This is a genomic window from Pandoraea sp. PE-S2R-1, assembly GCF_002179865.1.
Lineage (GTDB): Bacteria > Pseudomonadota > Gammaproteobacteria > Burkholderiales > Burkholderiaceae > Pandoraea.
In genome coordinates this window covers 183,189-207,303 of sequence record NZ_NGUR01000017.1, presented here as the reverse complement: position 1 = coordinate 207,303, position 24,115 = coordinate 183,189, and the positions used below count along the sequence as shown (strand labels likewise).

Genomic DNA, 24,115 nt, shown 5'->3' with positions numbered 1-24,115 from the left:
AATAATTCCAACGATCCGGAGACAAGCACACCATGAATCGACGTCATTTCACGCGCTGGGTCAGCACCCTCGCGCTGGCCGCCACGACGGCACTTTCCACCGTCGGCAATCTGGCCCATGCCGAAGCCAGCACCGTGCGCCTCTCGCACGGTTACGGCATTCTCTACCTGCCGCTGATGGTCATGCGCGACCAGCATCTCGTCGAGAAGCACGCGAAGGCCCTGGGGCTGGGTGACGTGAAAACCACGTGGACGATCCTCGACGGCGGCAACGTGATCAACGACGCCATGCTCGCCGGCAATCTCGACGTGGCAGGTACGGGCGCGCCCGGCTTCATCACGCTGTGGTCGAAGGCGCACGGCATTCCGCGCTCGGAAGTGATCGGTCTCTCGGCGCTGTCGACCGGCCCGCTCTGGCTGAACACGAACAACCCGAACATCAAGTCGCTCAAGGACTTCACGTCGAAGGACAAGATCGCGATTCCGGGCATCAAGACCTCGCTCTCCGCCGTGCTGCTGCAAATGGCCGTGGCGAAGACGTTCGGTATCGAGAACTACGCGAAGCTCGACCCGCAGACGGTTAGCCTGAGCCATCCGGAAGCCGTGAGCGCCCTGCTCTCAGGCAAGACGGAAATCACGGCGCACTTCACGTCGCCGCCGTTCTCGTATCAGGAACTGAAGGATCCGCGCATCAAGCGCGTGCTCAACTCGACGGACGTGCTCGGCAACATCACGATTGACGTGGTGTTCGCGCCGAAGCAGTTCACGGTGCAGAATCCGAAGCTGGTGCAGGCCATCCTCGCCGCACAGGAAGAAGCGGCCGCCTATATCGCGAAAGATCACGTGGGCGCCGCACAGACCTTCCTGCGCGTGTCGAAGATGAACCTGCCGCAAGCCGAAATTGAGCAGATGATTGCCGACCCCGGCCTGCAATTCACCACGACGCCCAACGGCCTGATGCAATACGTGGAGTTCATGGGCCGCGCCGGCACGATCAAGACGCGTCCGGCCAAGTGGAGCGACCTGTTCGTGCCGCAGATCGCGTCGCGTCAGGGCAGCTGAACGACTACGGGCACTGCGCCTCGCAGTGCATTGCACACGACGATGGCCTGCGCACTCAGCAGGTCATCGCGTGTAATCACCGCTTCGACCGCGTTGAATGCGCGGTCTTCGAGCAACACACTTCGCATCACCCCGGGCAGCACACCGCACGCGAGCGGCGGTGTCACCCACTGACCACCCAGCTTGACGAACACACTGCTTCGTCCGCCTTCGGTCAACTCCCCCCGGTCATTGAAGAACAGGGTATCGAACGCGCCGTTGGCTTCGGCGTGCTTCCACGCGGCGTCGTAACGCTCGCGCACGGTGGTCTTGTGACGCAGAAACAGATCGTCGGCGCGCGTCGTATTGGTGGCATCAGTGGCATCGGCCAGCAGCACTTTCACGGTGCGAGGCAGTGGCGTCAGCACGCCATGCGTGATGGCCGGCGTGCCGTCATGCGAGATCGCCAGACGCACGCGATGCGTGTCGTCTTCCGACAACGTCTTCACCACATCGCCCAGTTGCGTGCGCAGTGCGGCTTCGTCGAAACGGAAGCCAAAGTACTGCGCTGACTTGGCAAGACGGGCGAGATGACGATCGAGATGCGCGATGCCCTTGTCGCGGGTCGCCTGCATCGTCTCGAAGATCGCGAAGCCGGGATCGAGCGCGGTCAGAAAACGCGCCTTGAGTTTGCACTCTTCCCACTCTTCGTCCGCTTTGCTGTCGAGCACGATGCCCGCGCCAACACCGAGCCGCCCGCGACGCAGACCGTCCGTGCGCGGCGATTCGAGTTCGAGCGTGCGAATTGCGACCGACAGACAGAAGTCGCCCAGCTCGCCCGGGGCATCCTCACGGGCATCGAGCCAGCCGATGGCGCCGGTATAGAGGCCACGCGGCGACGATTCCAGCTCGCCGATCAATTGCATCGTGCGATGTTTTGGCGCGCCCGTGATCGAGCCGCACGGATACAACGCGCGCAGCACCGCGTGAAACGGCGTCTGTTCGGGCAGCGTGGCCGTGACCGTCGAGGTCATCTGCAACACGCTGGCGAAGCGCGTGACTTCGAACAGCTTCGGCACCTTGACCGTGCCGGGCACCGCGATGCGGCCGAGATCGTTGCGCAGCAAGTCCACGATCATCAGATTCTCGGCGCGGTTCTTCTCGTCGGCGGCCAACGCTGCGCTGAGTTCGCTATCTCTCGCGACATCGCCCGAGGCGGGCGCCGTGCCCTTCATCGGCTTGGCTTCGAGTTGTCCGCGCGAATGGCGCAGGAATAGCTCGGGCGACAGCGAAAGAATCGCCCGGCCGGCCACGTTACGCGCGCCGGGCAGCACCACCAGCGCGCCGTAAGGCACCGGCTGACGCGCACGCAGGCGGCGATACAACGCGACCGGCGAGCCGAAGGCGTCGAAGTTCAGGCGATACGTGTAGTTGATCTGGTAGCACTCGCCTTGCGAGAGCCAGTCGTGAATGCGAGCGATGGCGTCGTCGAAGGCGGGTTCGCTGACATCGCGCTGAAGTGCGGCGACACCGGCGACACCTGCATTTCCGGCATTACGCGCGACGTTGGCGTCCGGCGCATCGTCCTGCGCCGCCAGCCAAGCCTGCGTCTGTGCCGCATCGAGCTTCTGCAATTCCCGGAACAGCAGCGCGCGGAATTGTCCGGGGGTACGGCGTGTGGCCACCGTGTGCACACCGGCCAGACGCACGCCGAATTCGTAGTCAGCCAGCAGCACGGCGTGCAGGCCGTGACGCGTGGCGTCTTCAATCTCGCGTAGCGCGTCGGAAAGCACACCGGGCTCGTCGCAAGTTACCTCGCGTACGAGCCCGGTATACAGACGCGCCCCGCCGGCCGGGTCCGCACTGTCGTCCAACAGTGCAAACGCGGCCAAGGGCGCTTCAATAGCCATGAAATTACTCGAAGAACTGCTTCACACGGTCGAACCAGCCCTTGGTCTGCGGGCTGTGACGTGCACCGCCTTCCTTGAGCGAAGCGTCGAAGTCGCGCAGCATCTGCTTCTGCTTGTCGTCGAGCTTGACCGGCGTTTCCACCTGCACATGCACGTACAGATCGCCCGGATAGCTCGCGCGCAGCCCCTTGATGCCCTTGCCGCGCAGGCGGAACGTCTTGCCCGTCTGCGTGCCTTCGGGCACTTCGAAGGTAGCTTTGCCGTGCAGCGTCGGGGCGTCGATGTCGCCGCCCAGTGCTGCCGTCGCGTACGAAATCGGCATCTGGCAGTGCAGATCGTCGCCGTCGCGCTCGAACACGTTGTGCGCCTTGATGTGGATTTCCACATACAGGTCGCCCGCAGGACCGCCGTTCACACCCGGCTCACCGTTGCCCGATGAGCGAATGCGCATGCCGTCTTCGATACCCGCCGGAATCTTGATTTCCAGCGTCTTGGTCTTCTTGAGCTTGCCCGAGCCGTGGCAGTTGGTGCAGGGCTCAGGAATGTACGAACCCGTGCCGTGGCACTTCGGGCAGGTCTGCTGAATGCTGAAGAAACCTTGCGACATGCGCACCGAACCCGAGCCGTTACAGGTCGGGCAGGTTTCGGGCTTGGTGCCCGGCTTGGCGCCGTTGCCGTGGCAGACTTCGCACTCTTCCCAGCTCGGCACGCGAATCTGCGTGTCGAAACCGTTGGCGGCCTGCTCCAGCGTAATTTCCATGTTGTAGCGCAGGTCGGCACCGCGATACACCTGCGGACCGCCGCGGCCACCGCCACGGCCGCCACCGGGGCCGCCCTGACCGAAGATGTCGCCGAAGATGTCGCCGAACGCATCGGCGAAGCCACCGTAGCCCTGACCGCCTGCACCGCCGAAGCCGCCCATATTCGGGTCGACGCCTGCGTGACCGTACTGGTCGTACGCTGCGCGCTTCTCCGGCTCGGAGAGCATCTCGTAGGCCTCTTTGACTTCCTTGAACTTCTCTTCGGCGTCCTTGCTGTCCGGATTGCGGTCCGGATGGTACTTCATCGCCAGCTTGCGATATGCCTTCTTGATTTCGTCGCCGTCGGCGTTCTTGGCGACGCCAAGGACTTCGTAGTAATCACGTTTGGCCATAACTCTTTCCAATGTTGGCGCATGTCGCCATCAGGCAAAAAGCCGGGTCGAGATTCTCCGTACGGAGAACTTCGATACCCGGCCCATACGCACGACACCGGCAGACTCCTGCCTGTGCCGCGCGCCATGCACGCTTTACTTCTTGTCGTTGACTTCCTTCACTTCGGCGTCAACCACGTTGTCGTCATGCGGCTTGCCTTGCTCGGCACCGGCAGCACCTGCGGCGCCTGCCTGAGCCTGCATGTCGGCGTACATCTTTTCGCCGAGCTTCTGGCTCGCGGTACCCAGCGCTTCGACCTTGGCATCGATATCTGCCTTGTCCGAACCACGCAGTGCGCCTTCGAGTGCCGTGATGGCCGACTCGATCGCTTCTTTTTCCGAAGCCTCGATCTTGTCGCCGTACTCGGTCAGCGCCTTGCGGGTGCTGTGCACCAGCGCGTCGCCCTGGTTACGGGAGTCCGCCAGTTCGCGGGCCTTCTTGTCTTCTTCGGCGTTCAGCTCGGCGTCCTTGACCATCTTCTCGATCTCGGCGTCCGACAGACCCGAGTTCGCCTTGATGACGATCTTGTTTTCCTTGCCGGTGGCCTTGTCCTTGGCGCCCACGTGCAGAATGCCGTTGGCGTCGATGTCGAAAGTCACTTCGATCTGCGGCGTGCCACGGGCGGCCGGCGGAATGCCTTCGAGGTTGAACTCGCCCAGCGACTTGTTGCCGGCGGCCATCTCGCGCTCACCCTGATACACCTTGATCGTCACGGCCGGCTGATTGTCGTCAGCCGTCGAGAACACTTGCGAGTGCTTCGTCGGGATCGTGGTGTTCTTCGTGATCATCTTGGTCATCACGCCGCCCAGCGTTTCGATACCCAGCGACAGCGGGGTCACGTCGAGCAGCAGCACGTCCTTGCGATCGCCCGAGAGCACCGAACCTTGAATCGAGGCACCTGCGGCCACGGCTTCGTCCGGGTTCACGTCCTTGCGCGGTTCCTTGCCGAAGAACTCCTTCACCTTGTCCTGCACCTTCGGCATACGGGTCATACCACCGACCAGAATCACGTCGTCGATGTCGCTCACCTTCACGCCGGCATCCTTGATGGCCAGACGGCAGGGCTCGATCGTGCGTTCGATCAGCTCTTCGACCAGCGCTTCGAGCTTGGCGCGCGTGATCTTCAGGTTCAAGTGCTTCGGACCCGAGGCGTCAGCCGTGATATACGGCAGGTTGATTTCGGTCTGCTGGGCCGACGACAGTTCGATCTTGGCCTTTTCAGCGGCTTCCTTCAGGCGTTGCAGCGCCAGCACGTCCTTCGACAGATCGACGCCTTGTTCTTTCTTGAACTCGCCGATGATGTAGTCGATGATGCGTTGGTCGAAGTCTTCGCCGCCCAGGAACGTGTCGCCGTTGGTCGACAGCACTTCGAACTGGTGCTCGCCGTCCACGTCGGCAATTTCGATGATCGAGATGTCGAACGTGCCGCCACCCAGGTCATACACGGCAATCTTGCGGTCGCCGCCTTCTTTCTTGTCCAGACCGAAAGCCAGTGCGGCGGCGGTCGGCTCGTTGATGATGCGCTTGACTTCCAGACCGGCGATGCGGCCTGCGTCCTTGGTGGCCTGGCGCTGGCTGTCGTTGAAGTACGCCGGCACCGTGATCACGGCTTCCGTGACCGGCTCGCCCAGATAGTCTTCGGCGGTCTTCTTCATCTTGCGCAGCACTTCGGCGGAAACTTGCGGCGGGGCCAGTTTCTGGTCGCGCGCTTCCACCCATGCATCGCCGTTGTCGGCCTTGACGATCTTGTAGGGCATCAGGCCGATGTCCTTCTGCACTTCTTTTTCTTCGAAACGGCGGCCAATCAGGCGCTTCACCGCGTACAGCGTGTTACGCGGGTTGGTCACTGCCTGACGCTTGGCCGGCGCGCCGACCAGAATCTCGCCGTCTTCGACATAGGCGATGATCGACGGCGTGGTGCGAGCACCTTCCGCGTTTTCAATGATCTTGACCTGATTGCCTTCCATCACGGCCACGCACGAGTTCGTGGTGCCCAAGTCGATACCGATAATCTTGCCCATAAAATTTCTCCTAGCGTCCTTTGCGTCTTTCCGTCAGGCCTGTGGCCCGTTCAATTCATTGATCTGCACGACATATGGGTGCCGCGCGGTGCTTTTCAAGACCCTTCTTGCGGTCCGGTTTTGCCCCCGGCCGCCGCGATCTTCTCGCGGGCGGCAGCTACCGCCAGCCGGAACTGGGGCAAGCCCTGCCAGCCGGTCGCCCGGCCCAGTTTCTTACCGTGATGGAAGAAGAAAAACGTCGGCACCCCGTGCAGCGCGAAACGCCGGCCCAGCGCCATATCGGCATACACATTGGCGTGAAACCAGCGCAAATCCAGCGCTTCGATGGCCTCACGCTGCGACAGCATGGTTTTCTTGGCGACTTCGCAGTTAAAGCAGTCGACGCCCCAGAAAAACACCACGGCGAGTCCGTCGCCCGCCGCCAGCAAGCCCTCGTCGAACGTCGCCGCCGTCAGCTCGCGCATCGAGAATGCCTCGAAAGCCGTGCCGTCTACGCCGCGCATGCCCGTAAGATCGCTTGCCATGATGTCGTTGTTGCCGAATTTGCCGCTGATCCGCTGATCGTCTACGGGCACCGTGTTGCCATGCCCGCGCCGTACCGCGCATCCTGAAAAAACCAAAGCTTGCCATGATGTCATGACAAGCTCGGTCATTCTGGATGCCTTCCTGCCGGTGCTGCTCGTTTTTTGAGCAGCTTTCCGGTTAATTGCAGTCCTGCTTACTGCTTGCCGCCCGCATTACTTGGCGGCGGCCACGGTCACCAGCGCCGGGCGCAGCACGCGCTCGGAAATCAGGTAACCCTTCTGGAGCACTTGCACGACGGTGTTCGGCTCCTGATCGGCCGGCACCATCGAGATGGCCTGATGCTGATGCGGGTCGAACTTGGCGCCTGCCGGGTCGATCACGCTGACCCGGCCGCGCTCCAGCGCCGCCAGCAACTGGCGCAGCGTCAGTTGCACGCCTTCTTGCAGCTTGGTCACGTCGCCGCTGGTGTCTGCGGCAGCGGCCTCCAGACTGTCGATCACCGGCAGGAGGTTCTCGGCGAAGGATTCCACGGCAAACTTGTGGGCCTTGGTCACGTCTTCCTGCGACCGGCGGCGGATGTTCTCGGTCTCGGCGCGCGCGCGCAGGAGCTGGTCGCGCAGATCGGCCGCTTCGGCCTGTGCGGCAAGCAGCAGTGCCTCGACCGAGGGCAGCGCGTCGGTCGCGCCGGCAGCATCGGTCGGGGCCGCGTCGGCCTGGGACGGAATCGGCTGGTCGGGAGTGTTTTGCTGTTCAGTCATGAGAATGAGTCGTCAAAAGGTTCTTGCAGCGCACCACGACGATGCGCCACCGGTTCAAATCCCTTTGGATAGTAGGGGCGTTCACACCGATTTCAAGAGTGGGCGGGCATTCTGTGCCCCGTGTCGGTGCGCGCGGCGTGCCGAAAAATATCCGGTTACACGCGTTACGAGTCCTCTATTGTATCGGCCGTTGCTGCGACCTAACATGAATTACGGTCCAGTCAGAATTTGTGCCGATTTCTGGACCCGGCCGCTCGCCGGACACCCCCCGTCCCGTTGAGCGTTATGTAGCGTTAGGAGCGCATCATGAAGCTGCCACTGGCTGTCGTCTTCATCCTTGCGTTGGTGACGATGGTAACGATTACGATCTGCCTGTCCGGTGCAGTCACCCGGCGCGACACCGAATATGGTGGCGTGCGCGCGGTGCTGAACCACTATGTCGACATGCCGGGCGTGCCAGCCCATCAGTCTTCGAACGGATTGCCCACTCGTTGATCTCAGTCTGACCGGACCACGCTGGACGCCCCGTTAGCCGTCGATTTTCCGGACTTGCCTGTCTCACCGTCTTACCGTTTTCCCGACTGCCCTGGTTCATTTCCGCTCCCTCTCGTCCGCCGCCGCGCATTTCGCCGGCGGCGGCGTTCATTCGGGCATCGAAAACACGGAAACGGATCAGTCGCCCAATCCGCCGATGCGGCGGCGGTCACGCTTGGTCGGGCGGCCGTGCATCTGCGCCGCAGGCTCCTGAAACAGTTGCCGGCGCTCACTTTCTTCAGCACGCGCACGAATACTGGCTTCGGTTTCCTCGTAGAGCGACTGGGCGATGGGCGCGGAGCCGCGTACCTCGGCAATCGCCTTGATACGGACCTCCCAACGCGTGCTGCCGTTATCGACCGACAGGATGTCACCGGGACGCACGTCGCGCGCCGGTTTCACGCGCCCTTCGTTGCACAGCACGCGACCGCGATCCACCGCCTGCGTGGCGAGCGAACGGGTCTTGAAGAAGCGTGCCGCCCACAGCCATTTGTCGATACGCGTGGCGGCGTGGGCAGAATCGTCGACCTTCACCGTCATGCGCGCGCTCCGGGGTTGGCCGCCGCATTCGCTTCGTCGAATGCCGCCACGGCCGCGACCTGACGCGCCCGTGTGGACGCGGCAGCGGCAACGGCGGCGTCCGCCTGCCCTTCAGGGGACAGCACCGGCCAGCCTTGCAGATTGCGCGCGGCAATCTCGCCAAGCGCCGTAATCCATGCGCTCGCGCCGTTCAGGCAGGGAATGAAGTGGAATGCCTTGCCGCCCGCCGCCTCGTAGATGTGGCGGCCTTCCATATTGATTTCTTCCAGCGTTTCGAGACAGTCGGACGTGAAGCCCGGGCAGAACACGTCCACGCGCGGCGTGCCGCCACGGCCCAGCTCTTCGAGCGTCGGCGCCGTGTACGGCTGAAGCCATTCGGCCTTGCCAAAGCGCGACTGGAACGTGAGACGGCAGGTGGTCTCGTCGAGTCCGAGCGCCGCCGCCAGCAGGCGCGCGGTCTTCACACACTGATCGTGGTACGGGTCGCCCAGATCGAGCGTGCGGCGCGGCACGCCGTGAAAACTCAGCAGCAGACGCTCGCCGGCGGCGAAGTCAGGGCGTCCGTGCTGCTGCCAGTAGCCTTCCACTTGCTGGCGCAGTGCCTCGATATAGGCGGGATGGTCGTGATAGTCGCGCACCGTGCGCACGTCGGGCTGGTTGCGCAGGCGTGCCAGCACGCGGTACACCGCGTCGGTGGCCGTCGCCGTCGTGCTGCTCGAATACTGCGGATACAGCGGCAGCAGCAAAATGCGCTCGACGCCGTTCTGACGCAGCGCGCGAATACGGTCCGGAATCGACGGATTGCCGTACCGCATGGCGTAGTCGACGATCACGTCGTAATCGTTCGCGTGCAGCAGATTGCGCAGCGCGGTGGTCTGGTGCTCGGTGTTGACCTTGAGCGGCGAGCCCTCGCGCGTCCAGACCGTGGCGTACTTCTGCGCCGACTGGCGCGAGCGGAACGGCAGGATCACGAGACGCAGCAGCGGCTGCCAGATGAGCGGGGGAATTTCCACCACGCGCGGGTCAGACAAAAACTCGCGCAGGTATCGGCGCACGGCCGCCGGACGCGGCTCGTCGGGGGTGCCGAGGTTGATCAGCAGAACGGCGGTCTTGCCGGACTGGCCATGCGAAATAGGTTCGGGATCGAAGCGCATGAGGCGTACTTTACCGCAAACCGGGACGAAATCCGGTGCGGCAACAGGCGCCAGCCGCCGTCCCCGGTCATGCGGGACGGCGGCGGGACCTGCACCGGATCAGCCGTGCTGATGGTCGTCTTCGTGGGCCGGACGATGTTCGGCCGACGGGTGCTGGCCTTCATGCGCCGGCGCGTGCGCCTCGGGTTTGTTTTCCTTCGGAGCAGGTTTTGGCTGCGGATGCTCCTGCGGCTGCGGGCGCGGGGCCGGTTGCGGACGTTCCTGAGGTTGCGGGCGCTCTTGGGGCTGCGGACGTTCCTGAGGCTGCGGACGCGGTGCGGCCTGCGGGTGCTCCTGCGGTTGCGGTTGCGGTTGCGGACGCGGTTGCGGCTGCACGTGCTCCTGCGGTGCTTGCGGCGCCTGCGGCTGCACGCGAGGCTGCGGCTGCGCCGGTTGCTGGAACGGCTGCGGTTCCGGACGCTGGGCCTGCGGACGCGACTGATACTGCTGCGGGCGACGCGCTGCCTCGGCGTCATTGGGTTCCGGACGCTGCGGCTGGGCGGCCGGTGCTGTCGGCGCTGTCGGCGCTGTCGGATTCTGACGGTGCATCTGCATGTCGCGCTGTGCCGCGTCATGTCCCGGCTGGCCCGGCTGCACCGGTTGTGCCTGCTGTCCGCGCTGCCCCGGTTGCCCCGGCTGTCCATTCACTTCGCCACGCACCGTGGGCTGTTCCGGACGGCCCGGCTGCCCCATCTGACCCGTTACACCGGGCGGATGCGGCACACCGGGTTCGCCCGCGCGATTCGGCACGCCCGGCTGACCGGGGACACCCGGTACGCCGGGTTGGCCCGGTACGCCCGGTTGGCCCGGCACTCCGGGCTGTCCCGGCACACCCGGCGCGCCATGCATCGCCGGCACGGCACCAGTGGCAGGCAGCGCACCGGTATGGTTCAGCGCGGGTTGCGCACCGTTCGGACCATTAGCACCGTTAGGACCGTTCTGCCCGATCGGCGCGCCCACTGGCCCACGCGTCCCGACCACGGTCACGCGCGGCTGAACGTGCGCTTGCGGCGCAGCAGCGCCCGGACGGTTATTCGGTGTGAACGCCAGCGGCGTGCCGCCGGCATTGGGCACGGCATGCAGGTTGCTCGTCAGTTCACGCGATGCCATCGGACGCGTCACCGGCGCGCGCGTAGCCAGCACCGGGCGGTTGAATGCGGCCATCGGCGGCACCCCGGCGGCCGGGCGGCTGTTGCCCACCAGACTCTGCTGCACCGGCGCAACGCCCGGTGTGTTGCCCACTCGCCAGTTCTGACCGGCACGCGGCGCCGCCAACGCCGTCGGCGCACCGACCGGGCGGCCCTGCACGAAGGCTTGTGCGGGCATGGTCGACACGGCACCGCGCACGTTGCGGTTCACATAGATGTTATTGATATTCGTAACGTTGTGGACGTTATTGATGTTGTTGATGTTGGTCGTACTGATCACCGTCGAACGATTGATGTTGGTGACGTACGACGAACTGGCGTGATACGCCGGGCGATACGGGTCGTGCGGTCCGAGTGCGAACCATGCCAGTCCGACGCCGCCCGCAGCAAACGCCACGCCCCACTGGTTGCCGCCGCTGCTGCCGCCGACCCAGCCGACGAGTGCCGGTGCATACACCGGACGCACGGCCACCGGCCCCGGCACCCAGCACCAGCGCGTATCGACGTACGCCCAGCGGCCATAGTGATAAGGTGCGAAGCCCCACGGCGCTTCGTCCACCCACGTCCAGCCCCACGGATCGACCCAGACCCAGTGCCCCGTGCGGTACGGCGCCCAGCCGGACGGCACGCTCGACGGCACCCACACGGCGCCATAGGTCGGCGTGTCTTGCCACGATCCGTAATCGTCGAGGCTCTCAAAGCCCGTCATGTCGCGCGGCACATAGCGGGCGGAGACGGACGCGTCTTCGCGAGCATCGCGCTCGCGCACCCATTGATCGAACGCGTCGGCGGCCAACGGCCCGGTCGGTTGCTGCACAAGGTTCTGCCCGGTGAAGGCGACGCGCTGCCCCTGACGCAGCGGCACCGACGCGCCTTGTCCGTACACGGTGCCCGCGCCTTGCCACACGCTGACGGTGGTCACGCCATTCGGGTCGACGTCGATGCGGTACTCGCCCGCCTGCTGCGGCACGAAGGCGAGATTGGGGGTATCGATTTCGTAAGGCTGGTTGGGATCGTAGCTGCGCAGACGCAAGCCGACGGTGCCTTGCGTTACGTTCAGTTGCACATTCTGGTCGGTCACGGCCGACAACGTGACGCTGGTGGAGGCACCGATGCGCACTGCCGTGCCACCGACATGCATTTCGGCGCGGCTGTTGCGGTCGACCCAGACGGCGTCGCCGGTGGTGAGCGGCCGGTTGCGGTCGGCATAACGCCAGTCGGTGGTACCGGCGGGCGCGTAGGTCACGGTGCCGTCGAACTCGCCGAGCCGCGCCACGCGTCCGGGCGGGTCGGCGCTCTGGGCTTGTGCCAGCGCGGGGGCGACCAGCGCACCGATGGCGCCGAACATCAGCCCGGCGCCAACTAAGCGAACCACGGTCCGCCATGAATTCAGGGGTTTCATACCGACTCCCGGCCCTTCCGGCGGACCCGCATGCGTAGCGTGTGCCGCGTGCCGCCTTGTTGTTCTGTCCGAATCCTTCGGCGAGTCAACCAGCCCATTCACCCCGCCGTAAGTGACACCTTGAGCGTAAGCCTGCCGCTTGTGACAGCGTGTAAATGAATGCTACGGGTTTGTAACGCGAATTCGGCGCGACGACAGGTGAAGACAGGTGAAGACACGGCAATAGACAGGCTGGCACCGGAATCGCGCGGGCGCCCTCACTCGGGCGCCTCGGGCTCAATGCTGGCTGAGCGCGTTCGAGAGCAGCTTGGCCGTGATATCGACGATGGGAATCACGCGCTCGTAGGCCATGCGTGTCGGGCCGATCACGCCCAGCGTACCGACCACTTCGCCGTCCACTTCGTACGGCGCGGTCACGACGGTCATCTCTTCGATGGGCACCAGACTCGACTCGCCGCCGATGAAGATCTGCACGCCCTGTGCGCGGCTCGATACGTCGAGCAGTTGCAGCAGGCCGGTCTTCGACTCGAACACGTCGAACAGCTTGCGCAGCCGTTCCATGCTGGACGACAAGTCTTCGACACCGAGCAAGTTACGCTCGCCCGAGATCAGCACGCTCTCTTCGCGCGTGGTATCGGCCATGGCGTCACTGCCGGCATCGACCGCCGCCTGCATCAGCGCACTCATGTCGGAACGCAGTGCATCGAGCTCGCCGCGCAAGTAAGCGCGCACATCGTCGAAGCTGTGACCGCCGAAATGGGCGTTCAGATAGTTGCCGGCTTCGACCAGTTGGGCGGGCGAGTAGTCTTTTTCGGTGAGGATGATGCGGTTCTGCACGTCGCCGTCGGGGGTGACGATGATGAGCAGCACGCGTTTTTCAGACAATCGCAGGAATTCGATCTGGCGGAAAACCTGACTGCGCCGCGGGGTCAGCACCACGCCCGCGAACTGCGACAGGTTGGACAGCACCTGCGCGGCAGACGCCACCAGTTGCTGCGGTCCGGCCGGTTGCAGGCGATTTTGCACCTGCGACGCGAGGCGATGCACGGCGTCTTCGAGCGGGCTCACGGAGAGCATGGTGTCGACGAAGAGGCGGTAGGCGCGCGGCGTGGGGATTCGACCGGCAGACGTATGGGGGCTGGCGACGAAACCCAGCGCCTCAAGGTCGGCCATCACGTTGCGGATGGTCGCCGGAGAGAGATCGAGGCCTGAATAACGGGAAAGCGTGCGCGAACCGACCGGTTGGCCATCGGCGATGTACCGTTCGATCAGGGTTTTGAGGAGAGTCTGCGCACGTTGATCTAGCATGGCAAAAATTGTAACGCGAAACGTACGCACGCGGCGTTTGGCGCGCAGGCGTGTCGGCACAATGGCACAGCCTGACTTTGCGCGGCATACGCGATGGTTGCTGTCATCGACTTATGGTGTAATGGCGGCATGAAAACAGGGAGCCCTTTCAAGACCGTAGCGCTCGTCGGGAAGTACCATGCCGACGGCGTTGCCGAACCGTTGCTCACGCTCGCGGCATGCATTGCCCAGCGCGGGCATCACGTCGTCTTCGAGCGCGATACGGCGCATAACATCGGCGCCGGTGCCGACCCGTACGGCACGCTCGATATTCAGGAGATCGGCACACAGACCGATGTCGCCGTCGTCGTGGGTGGCGACGGGACGATGCTCGGCGTCGGCCGTCAACTGGCCGCCTCAGGGGTGCCGCTGATCGGCGTGAACCACGGGCGCGTGGGTTTCATCACGGATATTCCGCTCGACGATATGCGTCAGGTGGTGCCGGCGATGCTCGAAGGTCATTTCGAAGCGGAGCAGCGCACGCTGCTCGCCGCACGCATCGACCGCGACGGGCAGACGCTTTTCGAGACGCTCGCGTTCAACGACGTTGTGGTGAACCGCTCGGGCATCTCGGGCATGGTGGAACTGCGCGTGGATGTGGACGGGCGCTTCATGTACAAGCAGCGCTCGGACGGCCTGATCGTCGCCACGCCGACCGGCTCGACGGCTTACGCGCTGTCGGCGTCGGGCCCGATCCTCCACCCGCGTCTCGGCGGTGTGGTGCTGGTGCCGATTGCGCCGCACGCGCTGTCGAACCGTCCGATCGTGCTGCCGGACTCCAGCGACATCGTGATCACGATCACGGGCGGACGCGAAGTCGGCGCGAATTTCGACATGCAGTCGTTTGCGGAACTGCGTCAGGGCGACAAGATTCTGGTGAGCCGCTCGGAGCATCAGGTGACGTTCCTGCATCCGGTCGGCTACAACTATTACGCGACGCTGCGCCGCAAGCTGCACTGGAACGAACATATCTCGGACGAAGACGCGCCGCAAAACTGAGTCTGCCCACACGCCACCCCACCCGGTGGCGTGTGTTTTTATGCGTACCGAGCGCAGGCCCGCATAAACGCCAGCCCAACACCGGTCCAACACCGACTCAACACCGGCCCTCCCGTTCGTCGCAAAGTCCCCTTATCATTGACGCTTCCCGCTGGCCCGCCGGGCCGGTGTCCGAACGTCAGGCACCCGATACCCCATGCTACGCAGTCTCTCGATTCGCGATTTTGTGATCGTCGATCGTCTCGATCTGGAATTCTCCGCCGGCTTTACGGTGTTCTCCGGCGAGACCGGCGCAGGCAAGTCGATTCTGATCGATGCGCTCGCGCTGGCCATGGGCGAGCGAGGCGACGCCAGCATGGTGCGCACGGGCCAGACGCGTGCGGACATCACGGCAGAATTTGCGGCGGATGCCGAAGCACGCCCGGATCTGGAAGCGTGGCTGCAAGCGCAAGCGCTCACGCTGGAGGAACACGGCGGCGTGCTGTTGCGCCGCGTGCTGGATACGACCGGGCGTTCGCGCGCGTTCATCAACGGCACGCCCGCGACGCTCACGCAATTGCGCGAACTCGGCGAGATGCTGGTGGACATTCACGGCCAGCACGCGCACCAGCAATTGCTCCGCCCGGACGCGCAGCGCCGCCTGCTGGACTCGCACGCGGGTGCCACGGGGCTCGCGGCCGATACGGCAGCGGCACATAAGGAATGGCGCCGTCTGGTCAAGCGCTGTGAAGAAGCGCAGGGCCGCGATCGCGAACTGCAACTGGAGCGCGAACGTCTGGAATGGCAGACGGCCGAACTGGACAAGCTCGGCCCGCAGGAAGGGGAATGGGATGAGGTGAATGCGGAGCATCGCCGCCTCTCTCACGCCGCGAGCCTGATCAACGGCGTGCAGAGCGCGCTCGATGCGCTGGCCGAAGCGGACGGGGCCATCGTCCCGTCGCTCGGGCATGTGGTGCATCAGATTCGCGAACTGGCCGAAATCGACACCGGGCTCGCCGACGCGCTCGCCGCACTGGAACCCGCCGAGATTCAACTGCGCGAAGCGGTGCATTCGCTTTCGCACTACGCGCAGCGCATCGATCTCGATCCGGAACGGCTGGCTGTCGTGGAGCAACGTCTCGACGCACTGCATTCGGCAGCGCGCAAGTTCCGCGTGACGCCTGAGAACTTGCCCGCCGAACACGCGGCGCGACGTGCGCAACTGGAAGAACTGACAGCGTCGCAAGATACGGCGGCGATGCAGGCCGCCACCGATGCGGCGCACGCGGCTTATCTCGAACTCGCCAAAGCGCTGTCGAAAGCCCGTGCGAAAGCCGCCGCCTCGCTGTCGCGCGAAGTCACCCGCGCGATGCAAGACCTGTCGATGCCCGGTGGACGCTTCGATGTGGCCATCACCCTCGCCGCCGAGCCGCAATCGTTCGGCCTGGAGACGGTGGAGTTTCTCGTGGCCGGTCACCCCGGTGTGCCGACGCGACCGCTCGCGAAAGTCGCTTCAGGCGGCGAACTGGCACGCATCAGCCTCGCGCTGCAAGTCATCGCGAGTAGCGCGAGCCTCACGCCCACACTGATCTTCGACGAAGTGGATTCAGGGATCGGTGGCGCCGTCGCCGAGGTGGTCGGACGCCTGCTGCGCGAACTCGGCCAAGGCCGCCAAGTGCTCTGCGTCACCCACCTGCCTCAAGTCGCCGCGCTCGGCCATCAACACCTGCGCGTGAAGAAACGCAGCGACGGCGACTCCACCATGAGCGAAATCGAACCGCTCAATCGCACGGAACGCGTCGAAGAAATCGCGCGCATGCTCGGGGGCGTTGAAATCACCGCGACGACCCGCAAGCACGCCCGGGAGATGCTGGCGCTTTAGTCCAAGCCCCCTCGCCCTCGCTGTTCCCCCGCCCTAATGAAAAACGCCGGGGCTCGCCCGGCGTCCTTCTCACCACTGTCGTTCAACTCACACCGGTGCCGCGATCAAACCGGCCCGGCGTCCGCGAACACGGAATCCCACAATGCCATGACGGCACTGCGCTCGGTCTCGATATCGACCGCCGGGACTCGCGCTGCCTCCACGCCGTCCAGCCGCAGTTTGTGCTGGCGCTTTCGATACGTCCGGTAGGCCGCTGCGGCATCGTCTGCCAACTTCGCATCGATCAGCCCCAACTGTGCCGCCTCGCGCAGCAACGCGATGTTGCCCGCGTTACGCAGCAATGCCGGATGGGCGCCGGAGTGCAGCAAGACCAGATACTGCACGGTGAATTCAATGTCCACCATGCCGCCACGGTCGTGCTTCAGATCGAATAGCTGCGTCGGGTTCGGATGCCCCTCCAACACCTTGCGGCGCATCGCCACAATCTCTTGTGCCAGCGGCAGTGCCTCGCGCGGTGTCGCCAATACCTGCTTGCGAATGTCCTCGAACGTCGCGCCAATCGCATCGTCGCCCGCACAGAACCTCGCCCGCGTCAGCGCCTGATGCTCCCAGACCCACGCGGTGTTCGCATTCCCCTCTCGGAACTGATACTGGCGGAAGCTCTCGATGTTGGTCACCAACAGCCCCGACAACCCATTGGGGCGCAGCCGCAAGTCCACATCGAACAACATGCCCGCGCCCGTGTGCGTGGTCAGCCACGTCACAAAGCGACGCGCCAGTGCCGCGTATGCATCCGGCGCGCGATCGTCATCGTCGTCGTACAGGAAAATCAGGTCGAGATCGGACGCGTAGCCCAATTCCTTGCCACCCAGCTTGCCGTACGCAATCACGGAGAAACGCGGCACTTCGCGGTGACGCGTCGCCACGTGCGGCCATACGGTCGCAATCGTCACGTCTACGATCACATCGGCCAACTCGGACAACCTGTCGCCAATCACCTCTACCGACAAGGTGCCCTGCAAATCGAGCAACAGAATGCGGAACACTTCGGCATGATGCGCACGCCGCAAGATATCCATCTGCACTTCGACATTGCCCACCGCGCCCGACGCATTCAGACTCAGCAACAACTGCGTCTTGAATGACGGCCAGTCGAACGGTGCCGCCAGTGCCTCGTCGTCGAGCAATTCATCCAGCAACTGCGGATGGCTGATGAGATAACCCGCCGCCCACCGCGACCCCGCCAGCACCTTGACCACGCGCTCAAGCGCACGCGGATACTCGGTCAGCAACGCCAGATAGGAACTGCGACGGCTGATGGTCGAGAGCAGGTCCAGCATCCGGCCCAACACGGCGTCGGCTTCTTTCGTGCCCGAGGCGCCTTCGACGGCACGCTGCACCAGTTGATCGAAGCGCCGCCGGCTGGTCTCGTTGAGCGCCTTGTATCGTGACGATGTCCACACGGCGCGCAAGCGATCCAGCGCGCCTTCGGCATCGCTGAAACCCAACTTCGTCAGTTGGTTGCCCAAGTCGCCGGTCTGCGCTTCATCCGCGAGACACTCGCTCCACAACTCGGGCGGACACTCGCAATCGCCCTCGCCTGCCGAACCGCCCTTCTGAGCGTTGGCGCCGGCCTTGTCGGCAAAAATCTCGTCGAACTGCGCCGCGACAAACTCGCGATGCTCGTCGAGCACGGTCATGAACGCCGCCTCGTCGGGAAAACCCATCGCCCTCGCCACCGCGAGACGGTCGTCTCCGGGCGTGGGCAGGATGTGGGTCTGCGCGTCGTCGAGATACTGAATACGGTGCTCAAGCTTGCGCAGGAAGAGATACGCATTCGCCAGCGCATCGGCCACGCTCTGCGCCAGCCACCCACGCCGGGCGGCAACACCGAGCACCGCCAGCGTCGGGCGCACCCGCAACTCCGGCTCCTGCCCGCCGCGAATCAACTGGAAGACCTGCGCCGAGAACTCGACTTCGCGAATGCCGCCGCGCCCCAACTTGATGTCGTTGATGCGGGCGGGCTTGGCGCGCGCGCGGCGTTCGGCCTCGTGGCGAATCTGTTCGTGCAACGCGCGAATGGCCCCGATCACGCCGTAATCGAGATAGCGACGGAACACGAAGGGCTGCACCAATGCCGACAGCAGCCGCTCGATTCGCTTGCCCGGCTCACTCGCCACCTCGGACACGAGACGGCCCTTGATCCACGCGTAGCGCTCCCACTCGCGGCCCTGCACGTAGAAATACTCTTCGAGCATCGGCAGACTGCACACGAGCGGTCCCGAATCGCCGTTCGGACGCAGCCGCATATCTACCCGGAATACATAACCGTCCGGCGTCAGTTCCGAAATCAGCCCGATCAGCTTGCGGCCGAGCTTGGTGAAAAATTCATGATTGGACAGCAGCCGCAGCCCGGTGGTGGTGCCGCCATCGGGCGCCGTGGTGTCGCCGTCATCTTCATAAAGGAAGATCAGGTCGATGTCGGACGAGACATTCAACTCGCGCCCGCCCAGCTTGCCCATGCCGACCACGCCCAGCGTCTGGGGCTCGCCTTCAGTATTGCGCGGCACGCCGTGGATCGCTTCCAACTCGCGCGACAGCACGGCGATGCCTGCCTGCACGGCGAATTCGGCCAGCGCGGTCATGGCGCCGGTCACTTCGGCCAACTCGGCGCGCCCATCGAGGTCGCGCTGCATCACGGCGCACAACGCCTCGACGCGCAACACGCGAAGCGCCCGCGTCAAACCAGCTTCGTCGATGCCGCTCACGCCGGACGGCTGGTCGGGCGGTGTGAGCGTCACACCCGCAATGGCTTCGAAACGCCGCGCCAGCCAGCGCGCGTCGACGGGATGCTCACTCAACGCAGGCAACGCTTCGGCCAGCGCAGGGCGGCTCGCCAGCATGCGCGCGGCATAACGGGAGTAAGTCTGGATGTCAGTCTGAATTTCGGGTGAACTCACTGGCGGGGTTCCGGTCAGCAATGAGAATGGAGACACACGATGTCTGTCGGCAAGACAGAAACACACCCCCAGCCGGACGGCGAGCCCCGCGCAGCGAGGCTTTGCGGGCATGCGGCCGCATGTCGAAACGCGCGCGTACCGGGGCGTCGGACACCCTTTGCAGCACCTTGTGGATACCGCGCGGTGAACTTTCACGCACTTACGCGAGCTTTCGCCGGCTTACCCGCGTGAAATTAAACGGCGGAATACCTGTCTCTTTGTGCGACGGTCCGCCCGTCGAACGGCCATGGGCTTGTGTTACAGTCTTTGCCACAGAAACTACCACATTCCCTCGTAGACGAGCAGCATGACCGACCGTAAGCCGCCTGCCTCGCCCACTGCGACCCGGTCCTGGTTCTCGTCACTGCCGCGTGGCATGCGCCTGGGCCTGGAATGGCTGCTGGCGCTCATCGTGGTCGTGTATTTCGGACTTGGCGCCGTCGTGCTGGCGACCCGGTACGTGATCCTCCCCCGTGTGTCGGACTACCGCCCTCAAATCGAGGCGGCCGCGTCGCGCGCGCTCGGTTTACCCGTCTCGATCGGCCGCATCGACGCCGTCTGGCGCGGTTGGCACCCCTATCTGACGCTCGAAGACGTGCGCATCCTGCACGCGCGCGCGCCCGCAGCAGCCCCCGCCAAGCCCCGCAACGGTGCGAAAGCCACCGCACAAACCTACGCACCGCCCGGCGCGCCGCCGCCCGTGGAACCCGGCCTCACGCTCCATCGCCTCGACGCGGTGCTGTCGTGGACGAGCCTGATCCACCTCGACCTGCGCCTCTCGAGTCTGACGCTCTATCAGCCGGATCTCAGCGTCGAGCGCCTCGCCGACGGCTCGATTCTCGTCGCCGGCATGCCGGTTTCCGGCAACGGCAGCGACTCGGACACGCAGGCGACCGACTGGCTCATGCGTCAGGCGCGCGTGATCATTCGCGGCGGCACGGTGCGCTGGCGCGACGCCACCCGCGACGTACCCGAAACCGTCATCACCAACGTGAACGCAATGCTGCGCAATCGCGGGTTGGAACATCGCTTCGGCATGCAGGCCACGCCCCCCGCCGGCATGGTCGCCCCGCTCGACGTTCGCGCACGCTTCACGACCCCGCTCTTCGCCCGCCCCGGCGAACTCAAGCGCTGGCGCGGTGAGATCTACGCCGACATCGGTACCATCGATCTCGCCGCCCTCGCCCAACACGTCGATCTGCCAGGCGAACACGACGCTCGCGACACGCGCGGCCGGCTCGCTGCGCGCGCGTGGGTGAACTTCGACAACGGCGCCATCACGGGCGCCACGCTGCGTGCCGCCGGGGAAAACACGTCGGCACAGCTCGCCGACGACCTGCCGCCGCTGTCGTTCGATGCGACGCAGGGCCGGATCGACATCACCCGCATCGGGCCGCAGGCGGACAGCGGCTGGAACTGGCGCGTGCGCGGCCTAACGTTGCAGGCGGCCGGCCGCCCGACGCTCGATGTCCCCGACATGCGCGGCAGCTACGCCCCGACCACGGCCGACCGCGGCCTGCATGTCACGCTGGCCGGTCAACGCTTCGATATCGGTGCCGCCATGGCACTGGTGCCCGCACTCCCGATCGACAAAACGACCCGCGACCAGCTCACGAGCTTCCAGCCGCGCGGCCGCCTTGCGAACTTCGACCTGAGCTATCAGGCACCCAAGCCCCACGGCAGCACCAACTGGCGCGATCTGCCCGGCATCCGGCAACTGCCGCCGGAACGCGATCGCTACCGGGTGGTCGCCGACTTCGAAGACGCGGGCATCGATAGCCTGCCCAATCCGAACCCGCCGGCCCGCGCTGGCGGCCCGAATGCCGGACGCCCCGGTTTCTCGCACTTGAGCGGCCACGTCGACGCCGATCAGTCGCGCGGCAGCCTCACGCTGAATTCGAAGGGTTCGGTGCTCGATTTCCCGGGCCGCTTCGATCAGCCCCGTATCGCCCTCGACACGCTCACGGCGCGCACCAGTTGGCGCGTCTCGCATCCGGTCACGAAACGCGACGCCCCCGCCGAGATACACGTGCGAGTGGACGCGCTGCATCTGCAAAACGCGGAACTCGCAGGCGACGTGAGCGGCACATGGCAGAACGGTGGCCGCGATAACGGCATCGTCGATCTGAAAGGCACGATCACGCGCGCCAATGCGAATGCGGTGCCGCGCTATCTGCCCACCGATATCGGCGCCGCCGTGCGCGACTACCTGCAACGCGCGCTCATCGCCGGCACGGTGCAAAACGCGCCGTTCGCCGTGCAGGGCGATCTGGAATTCTTCCCGTTCGATAAGGGGCACGGCAAGTTCCGCATCGACATTCCGCTGGTCGACGTGACGTTCAATCCGTCGCCGCTGCGCCCGGGACATACGGAAGTCTGGCCGGCGTTCGAGAAGGTGCGCGGCAATCTGCGTTTCGATGCCGACAAGCTGCATATCGCCATCGACACCGGCTCGATCTATGGGGTCACGCTCACGCAGGTGATCGGCGATATCGACAAGATCGGGCAAGAGGATTCGACGCTCGTCCTCAAGGGCGATGCGCGGGGCCCGGCAGCGGACTTCGTGAAGTACATCAATTCGAGCCCGGTCGGGCACTGGATCGGCGATTTCACCGACGAAACGCGCGCGAACGGCACGGCACAGCTCGCCCTCCAACTCTCGATGCCGCTCGAACACACGGACCGCTCGAAGGTGACCGGGCGGGCGCGCTTCCTGCGCAATGACATCGCCTTGCTGAACGGACTGCCGACGTTCGGCGCGGTCGACGGCGAACTGGCCTTCACGGAACGCGGTATTTCGCTCGACAACCTGCGCGGCACGTTCCTTGGCGGCGATGTGCGCGCGTCGGGCGGCAGCCGCGACGACGGCACCATCGCCCTGAATGTCGCCGGCACGATGAGCGCGCAAGGTCTGCGCGAGAACCGCGAAAATGCTTCGCTGGCCCAGTTGGCAAAGCGCATGACGGGTGCCACGCCCTACACGGCGGTGGTCACCGTGCGTCAGGGCATGACGGAGGTCGCCGTGCAATCCTCGCTCGCCGGCCTCGCGGTGAATCTGCCTGCGCCGCTGGGCAAGAGCGCCGACGTGTCGTTGCCTGCGCGCTTCTCGCTACGTCCGCAGCCGAACGCCGGAGGACGCCGCATCGATACGCTCGATTTCGCCATCGGCAGCGTGCAAGGCAATTACGTGCAGCAGCGTAACGGCAACCGCGTTGAGGTGCTGCGCGGCGGCATTGGCATCAATCAGCCAGTGCCCGCACCGCGTGAAGGCGTGCAGGCCACGGCGCAGTTCGACACGCTCGACGTGGATGCGTGGCGCAGCGTGATCGCGTCGCTCTCCACCGATGCCGCCACGCCGGGCACGCAAGGCACGCCGCCCTCGCCCGCCGAGACGGCCGCCGCCGCCCGCGAGGAATTCGGTGCGCTCACGCCGTACCTGCCGACGCGACTGGCGTTGCACGCGAAACAGGTGCGGCTGATGTCGCGTCTGTGGCCGGAGCTGGTGCTGGGCGCGCAACGCAATGACCGCGACTGGCAGGTGAGTCTGGCCTCGGATCTGGTCTCGGGTTTCGCCGAATGGCGCGCGCCGGACGCGAAGAACCCGTCGGGCGCGATCCGCGCGCGGCTCGCCAAGCTGGTGATTCCCAAGGAAGAACACGGCGACGACGTGCTCACGCAAGTGCTCGACGAGCCCAGCGACGAATTCCCCGCGATCGATGTGGTGGCCAACGATTTCGTGCTGCGCGACAAGCCGCTGGGACGCCTGGAACTCAATGCGCATAACGATCTGGAAGATGGCGTACCGGTCTGGCAACTCACCAAGCTGGAGTTGAGCAACAGCGCCGCCACACTGGACGTGACGGGCAACTGGCGCACGTCGCGCCGGCGCGCAGCCGCCGCCACAGCCGCTGGCTCGAACGACGATATCCCGCGCCGCACGGTCCTCGACTTCAATCTCGATGTGAAGAATGCCGGCGCGCTGCTCGACCGGCTTGGCCTGCCCAAGACGCTCAAGGATGGCTCGGGCACGGTGTCGGGCCGTTTCGGCTGGCGCGGCGGCCCCGATGCCATCGACTACCCGACGCTCGGCGGGAAGGTGAAGGTCGAACTCAAGCGCGGTCAGATTCTGAAGGCCGACCCGGGGCTCGCGAAGTTGCTGGGTATTCTTTCCGTGCAGACACTCGCCAAGATCCTCACGTTCGACTTCAACAGTGTGGTCGGAAGCGGCCTGCCGTTCGACAACATCGACGGCAACGCGACGATGCAAGGCGGCGTGGCGACGACTGACGACCTGACGATTCATGCGAATGCGGCCACGATTCGCATCGACGGGCATACGGATCTGGCGCGCGAGACGCAGGACCTGAACGTGCTCGTGCTGCCGAAGATCAATGCGGCGTCGGCTTCGCTGGCTTGGGCGATCATCAACCCGGCACTGGGTATCGGCTCCTTCTTCGCGCAATTGGCGCTCGGCGAACAGCTCTCGCGTACGCTCTCGACGACGTATCACGTGACCGGTTCGTGGGACAACCCCATCATCGGACAGGCGAGCGGCAATCAGAGTAAGATCGATCCATCCCCGGAATCCCGGCCCGAAGCCCAGAACACCGCCACGCCCAACGGGCTGCACGGCAACTGAGCCGGC

The 24,115-nt window shown here is 64.9% G+C and carries 15 protein-coding genes; 5 read left to right on the top strand and 10 right to left on the bottom strand.

All coding sequences use genetic code 11. The annotated features are described in order from the left end of the window. The first annotated feature begins 32 nt into the window (after positions 1-32). Positions 33-1,061: an ABC transporter substrate-binding protein gene (locus tag CDV44_RS24895; RefSeq protein ID WP_058375862.1), complete on the top strand. Its 1,029-nt coding sequence runs from the start codon at positions 33-35 to the stop codon at positions 1,059-1,061. Here CDV44_RS24895 and pabB read toward each other — a convergent pair. The 5 genes from pabB to grpE form a co-directional block, all read right to left on the bottom strand. Further along, a complete protein-coding gene (gene pabB, locus CDV44_RS24890) occupies positions 1,049-2,950 on the bottom strand; it encodes an aminodeoxychorismate synthase component I (RefSeq protein ID WP_170936097.1) in 1,902 nt (633 codons plus the stop codon). The two genes, CDV44_RS24895 and pabB, sit on opposite strands and share 13 nt — an antisense overlap. 4 nt (positions 2,951-2,954) lie before the next feature. Further along, positions 2,955-4,103 (bottom strand): molecular chaperone DnaJ, encoded by a 1,149-nt coding sequence (gene dnaJ, locus CDV44_RS24885; protein WP_087691337.1) that lies wholly within the window; start codon positions 4,101-4,103, stop codon positions 2,955-2,957. A 135-nt stretch (positions 4,104-4,238) separates the two neighbouring features. Beyond that, entirely contained in the window at positions 4,239-6,164 is a 1,926-nt protein-coding gene (dnaK, locus tag CDV44_RS24880) for a molecular chaperone DnaK (RefSeq protein WP_087691336.1), read from the bottom strand. Between the two features lie 95 nt (positions 6,165-6,259). Next, positions 6,260-6,667 (bottom strand): co-chaperone YbbN, encoded by a 408-nt coding sequence (locus tag CDV44_RS24875; protein WP_087691524.1) that lies wholly within the window; start codon positions 6,665-6,667, stop codon positions 6,260-6,262. Between the two features lie 234 nt (positions 6,668-6,901). Next, entirely contained in the window at positions 6,902-7,447 is a 546-nt protein-coding gene (gene grpE, locus CDV44_RS24870; protein ID WP_058375866.1) for a nucleotide exchange factor GrpE, read from the bottom strand. Positions 7,448-7,753: 306 nt separating this feature from the next. On the opposite strand from grpE, the gene CDV44_RS24865 reads away from it, so the two are divergent. Continuing rightward, entirely contained in the window at positions 7,754-7,942 is a 189-nt protein-coding gene (locus CDV44_RS24865; protein WP_306439732.1) for a hypothetical protein, read from the top strand. A gap of 177 nt (positions 7,943-8,119) precedes the next feature. On the opposite strand, the gene CDV44_RS24860 is transcribed toward CDV44_RS24865, so the two are convergent. From CDV44_RS24860 to hrcA, 4 genes are all read right to left on the bottom strand, one after another. Beyond that, positions 8,120-8,521: an RNA-binding S4 domain-containing protein gene (locus CDV44_RS24860; protein WP_087691335.1), complete on the bottom strand. Its 402-nt coding sequence runs from the start codon at positions 8,519-8,521 to the stop codon at positions 8,120-8,122. Further along, entirely contained in the window at positions 8,518-9,675 is a 1,158-nt protein-coding gene (gene hemH, locus CDV44_RS24855; protein ID WP_087691334.1) for a ferrochelatase, read from the bottom strand. Before hemH ends, CDV44_RS24860 begins: the two co-directional genes overlap by 4 nt. A gap of 99 nt (positions 9,676-9,774) precedes the next feature. Beyond that, positions 9,775-12,237 (bottom strand): DUF6600 domain-containing protein, encoded by a 2,463-nt coding sequence (locus tag CDV44_RS24850; protein ID WP_141118806.1) that lies wholly within the window; start codon positions 12,235-12,237, stop codon positions 9,775-9,777. Positions 12,238-12,540: 303 nt separating this feature from the next. Continuing rightward, on the bottom strand, positions 12,541-13,572 hold the full coding sequence (hrcA, locus tag CDV44_RS24845) for a heat-inducible transcriptional repressor HrcA (RefSeq protein ID WP_058375870.1): 1,032 nt from the start codon (positions 13,570-13,572) through the stop codon (positions 12,541-12,543). Between the two features lie 93 nt (positions 13,573-13,665). Between hrcA and CDV44_RS24840 the strand changes: the two genes are divergently transcribed. Both CDV44_RS24840 and recN read left to right on the top strand, forming a co-directional pair. Beyond that, positions 13,666-14,610: an NAD kinase gene (locus CDV44_RS24840; protein WP_058375871.1), complete on the top strand. Its 945-nt coding sequence runs from the start codon at positions 13,666-13,668 to the stop codon at positions 14,608-14,610. A gap of 196 nt (positions 14,611-14,806) precedes the next feature. After that, a complete protein-coding gene (gene recN, locus CDV44_RS24835) occupies positions 14,807-16,471 on the top strand; it encodes a DNA repair protein RecN (protein WP_087691332.1) in 1,665 nt (554 codons plus the stop codon). Positions 16,472-16,575: 104 nt separating this feature from the next. Here the strand turns inward: recN and glnE are convergent, their stop codons facing one another. Further along, complete coding sequence (glnE, locus tag CDV44_RS24830; protein WP_249277732.1) at positions 16,576-19,374, bottom strand: bifunctional [glutamate--ammonia ligase]-adenylyl-L-tyrosine phosphorylase/[glutamate--ammonia-ligase] adenylyltransferase; 2,799 nt, start codon at positions 19,372-19,374, stop codon at positions 16,576-16,578. 403 nt (positions 19,375-19,777) lie between these two features. Here glnE and CDV44_RS24825 point away from each other — a divergent pair, with 403 nt between their 5' ends. Next, a complete protein-coding gene (locus tag CDV44_RS24825) occupies positions 19,778-24,109 on the top strand; it encodes a YhdP family protein (RefSeq protein ID WP_087691330.1) in 4,332 nt (1,443 codons plus the stop codon). Positions 24,110-24,115 lie beyond the last annotated feature (6 nt).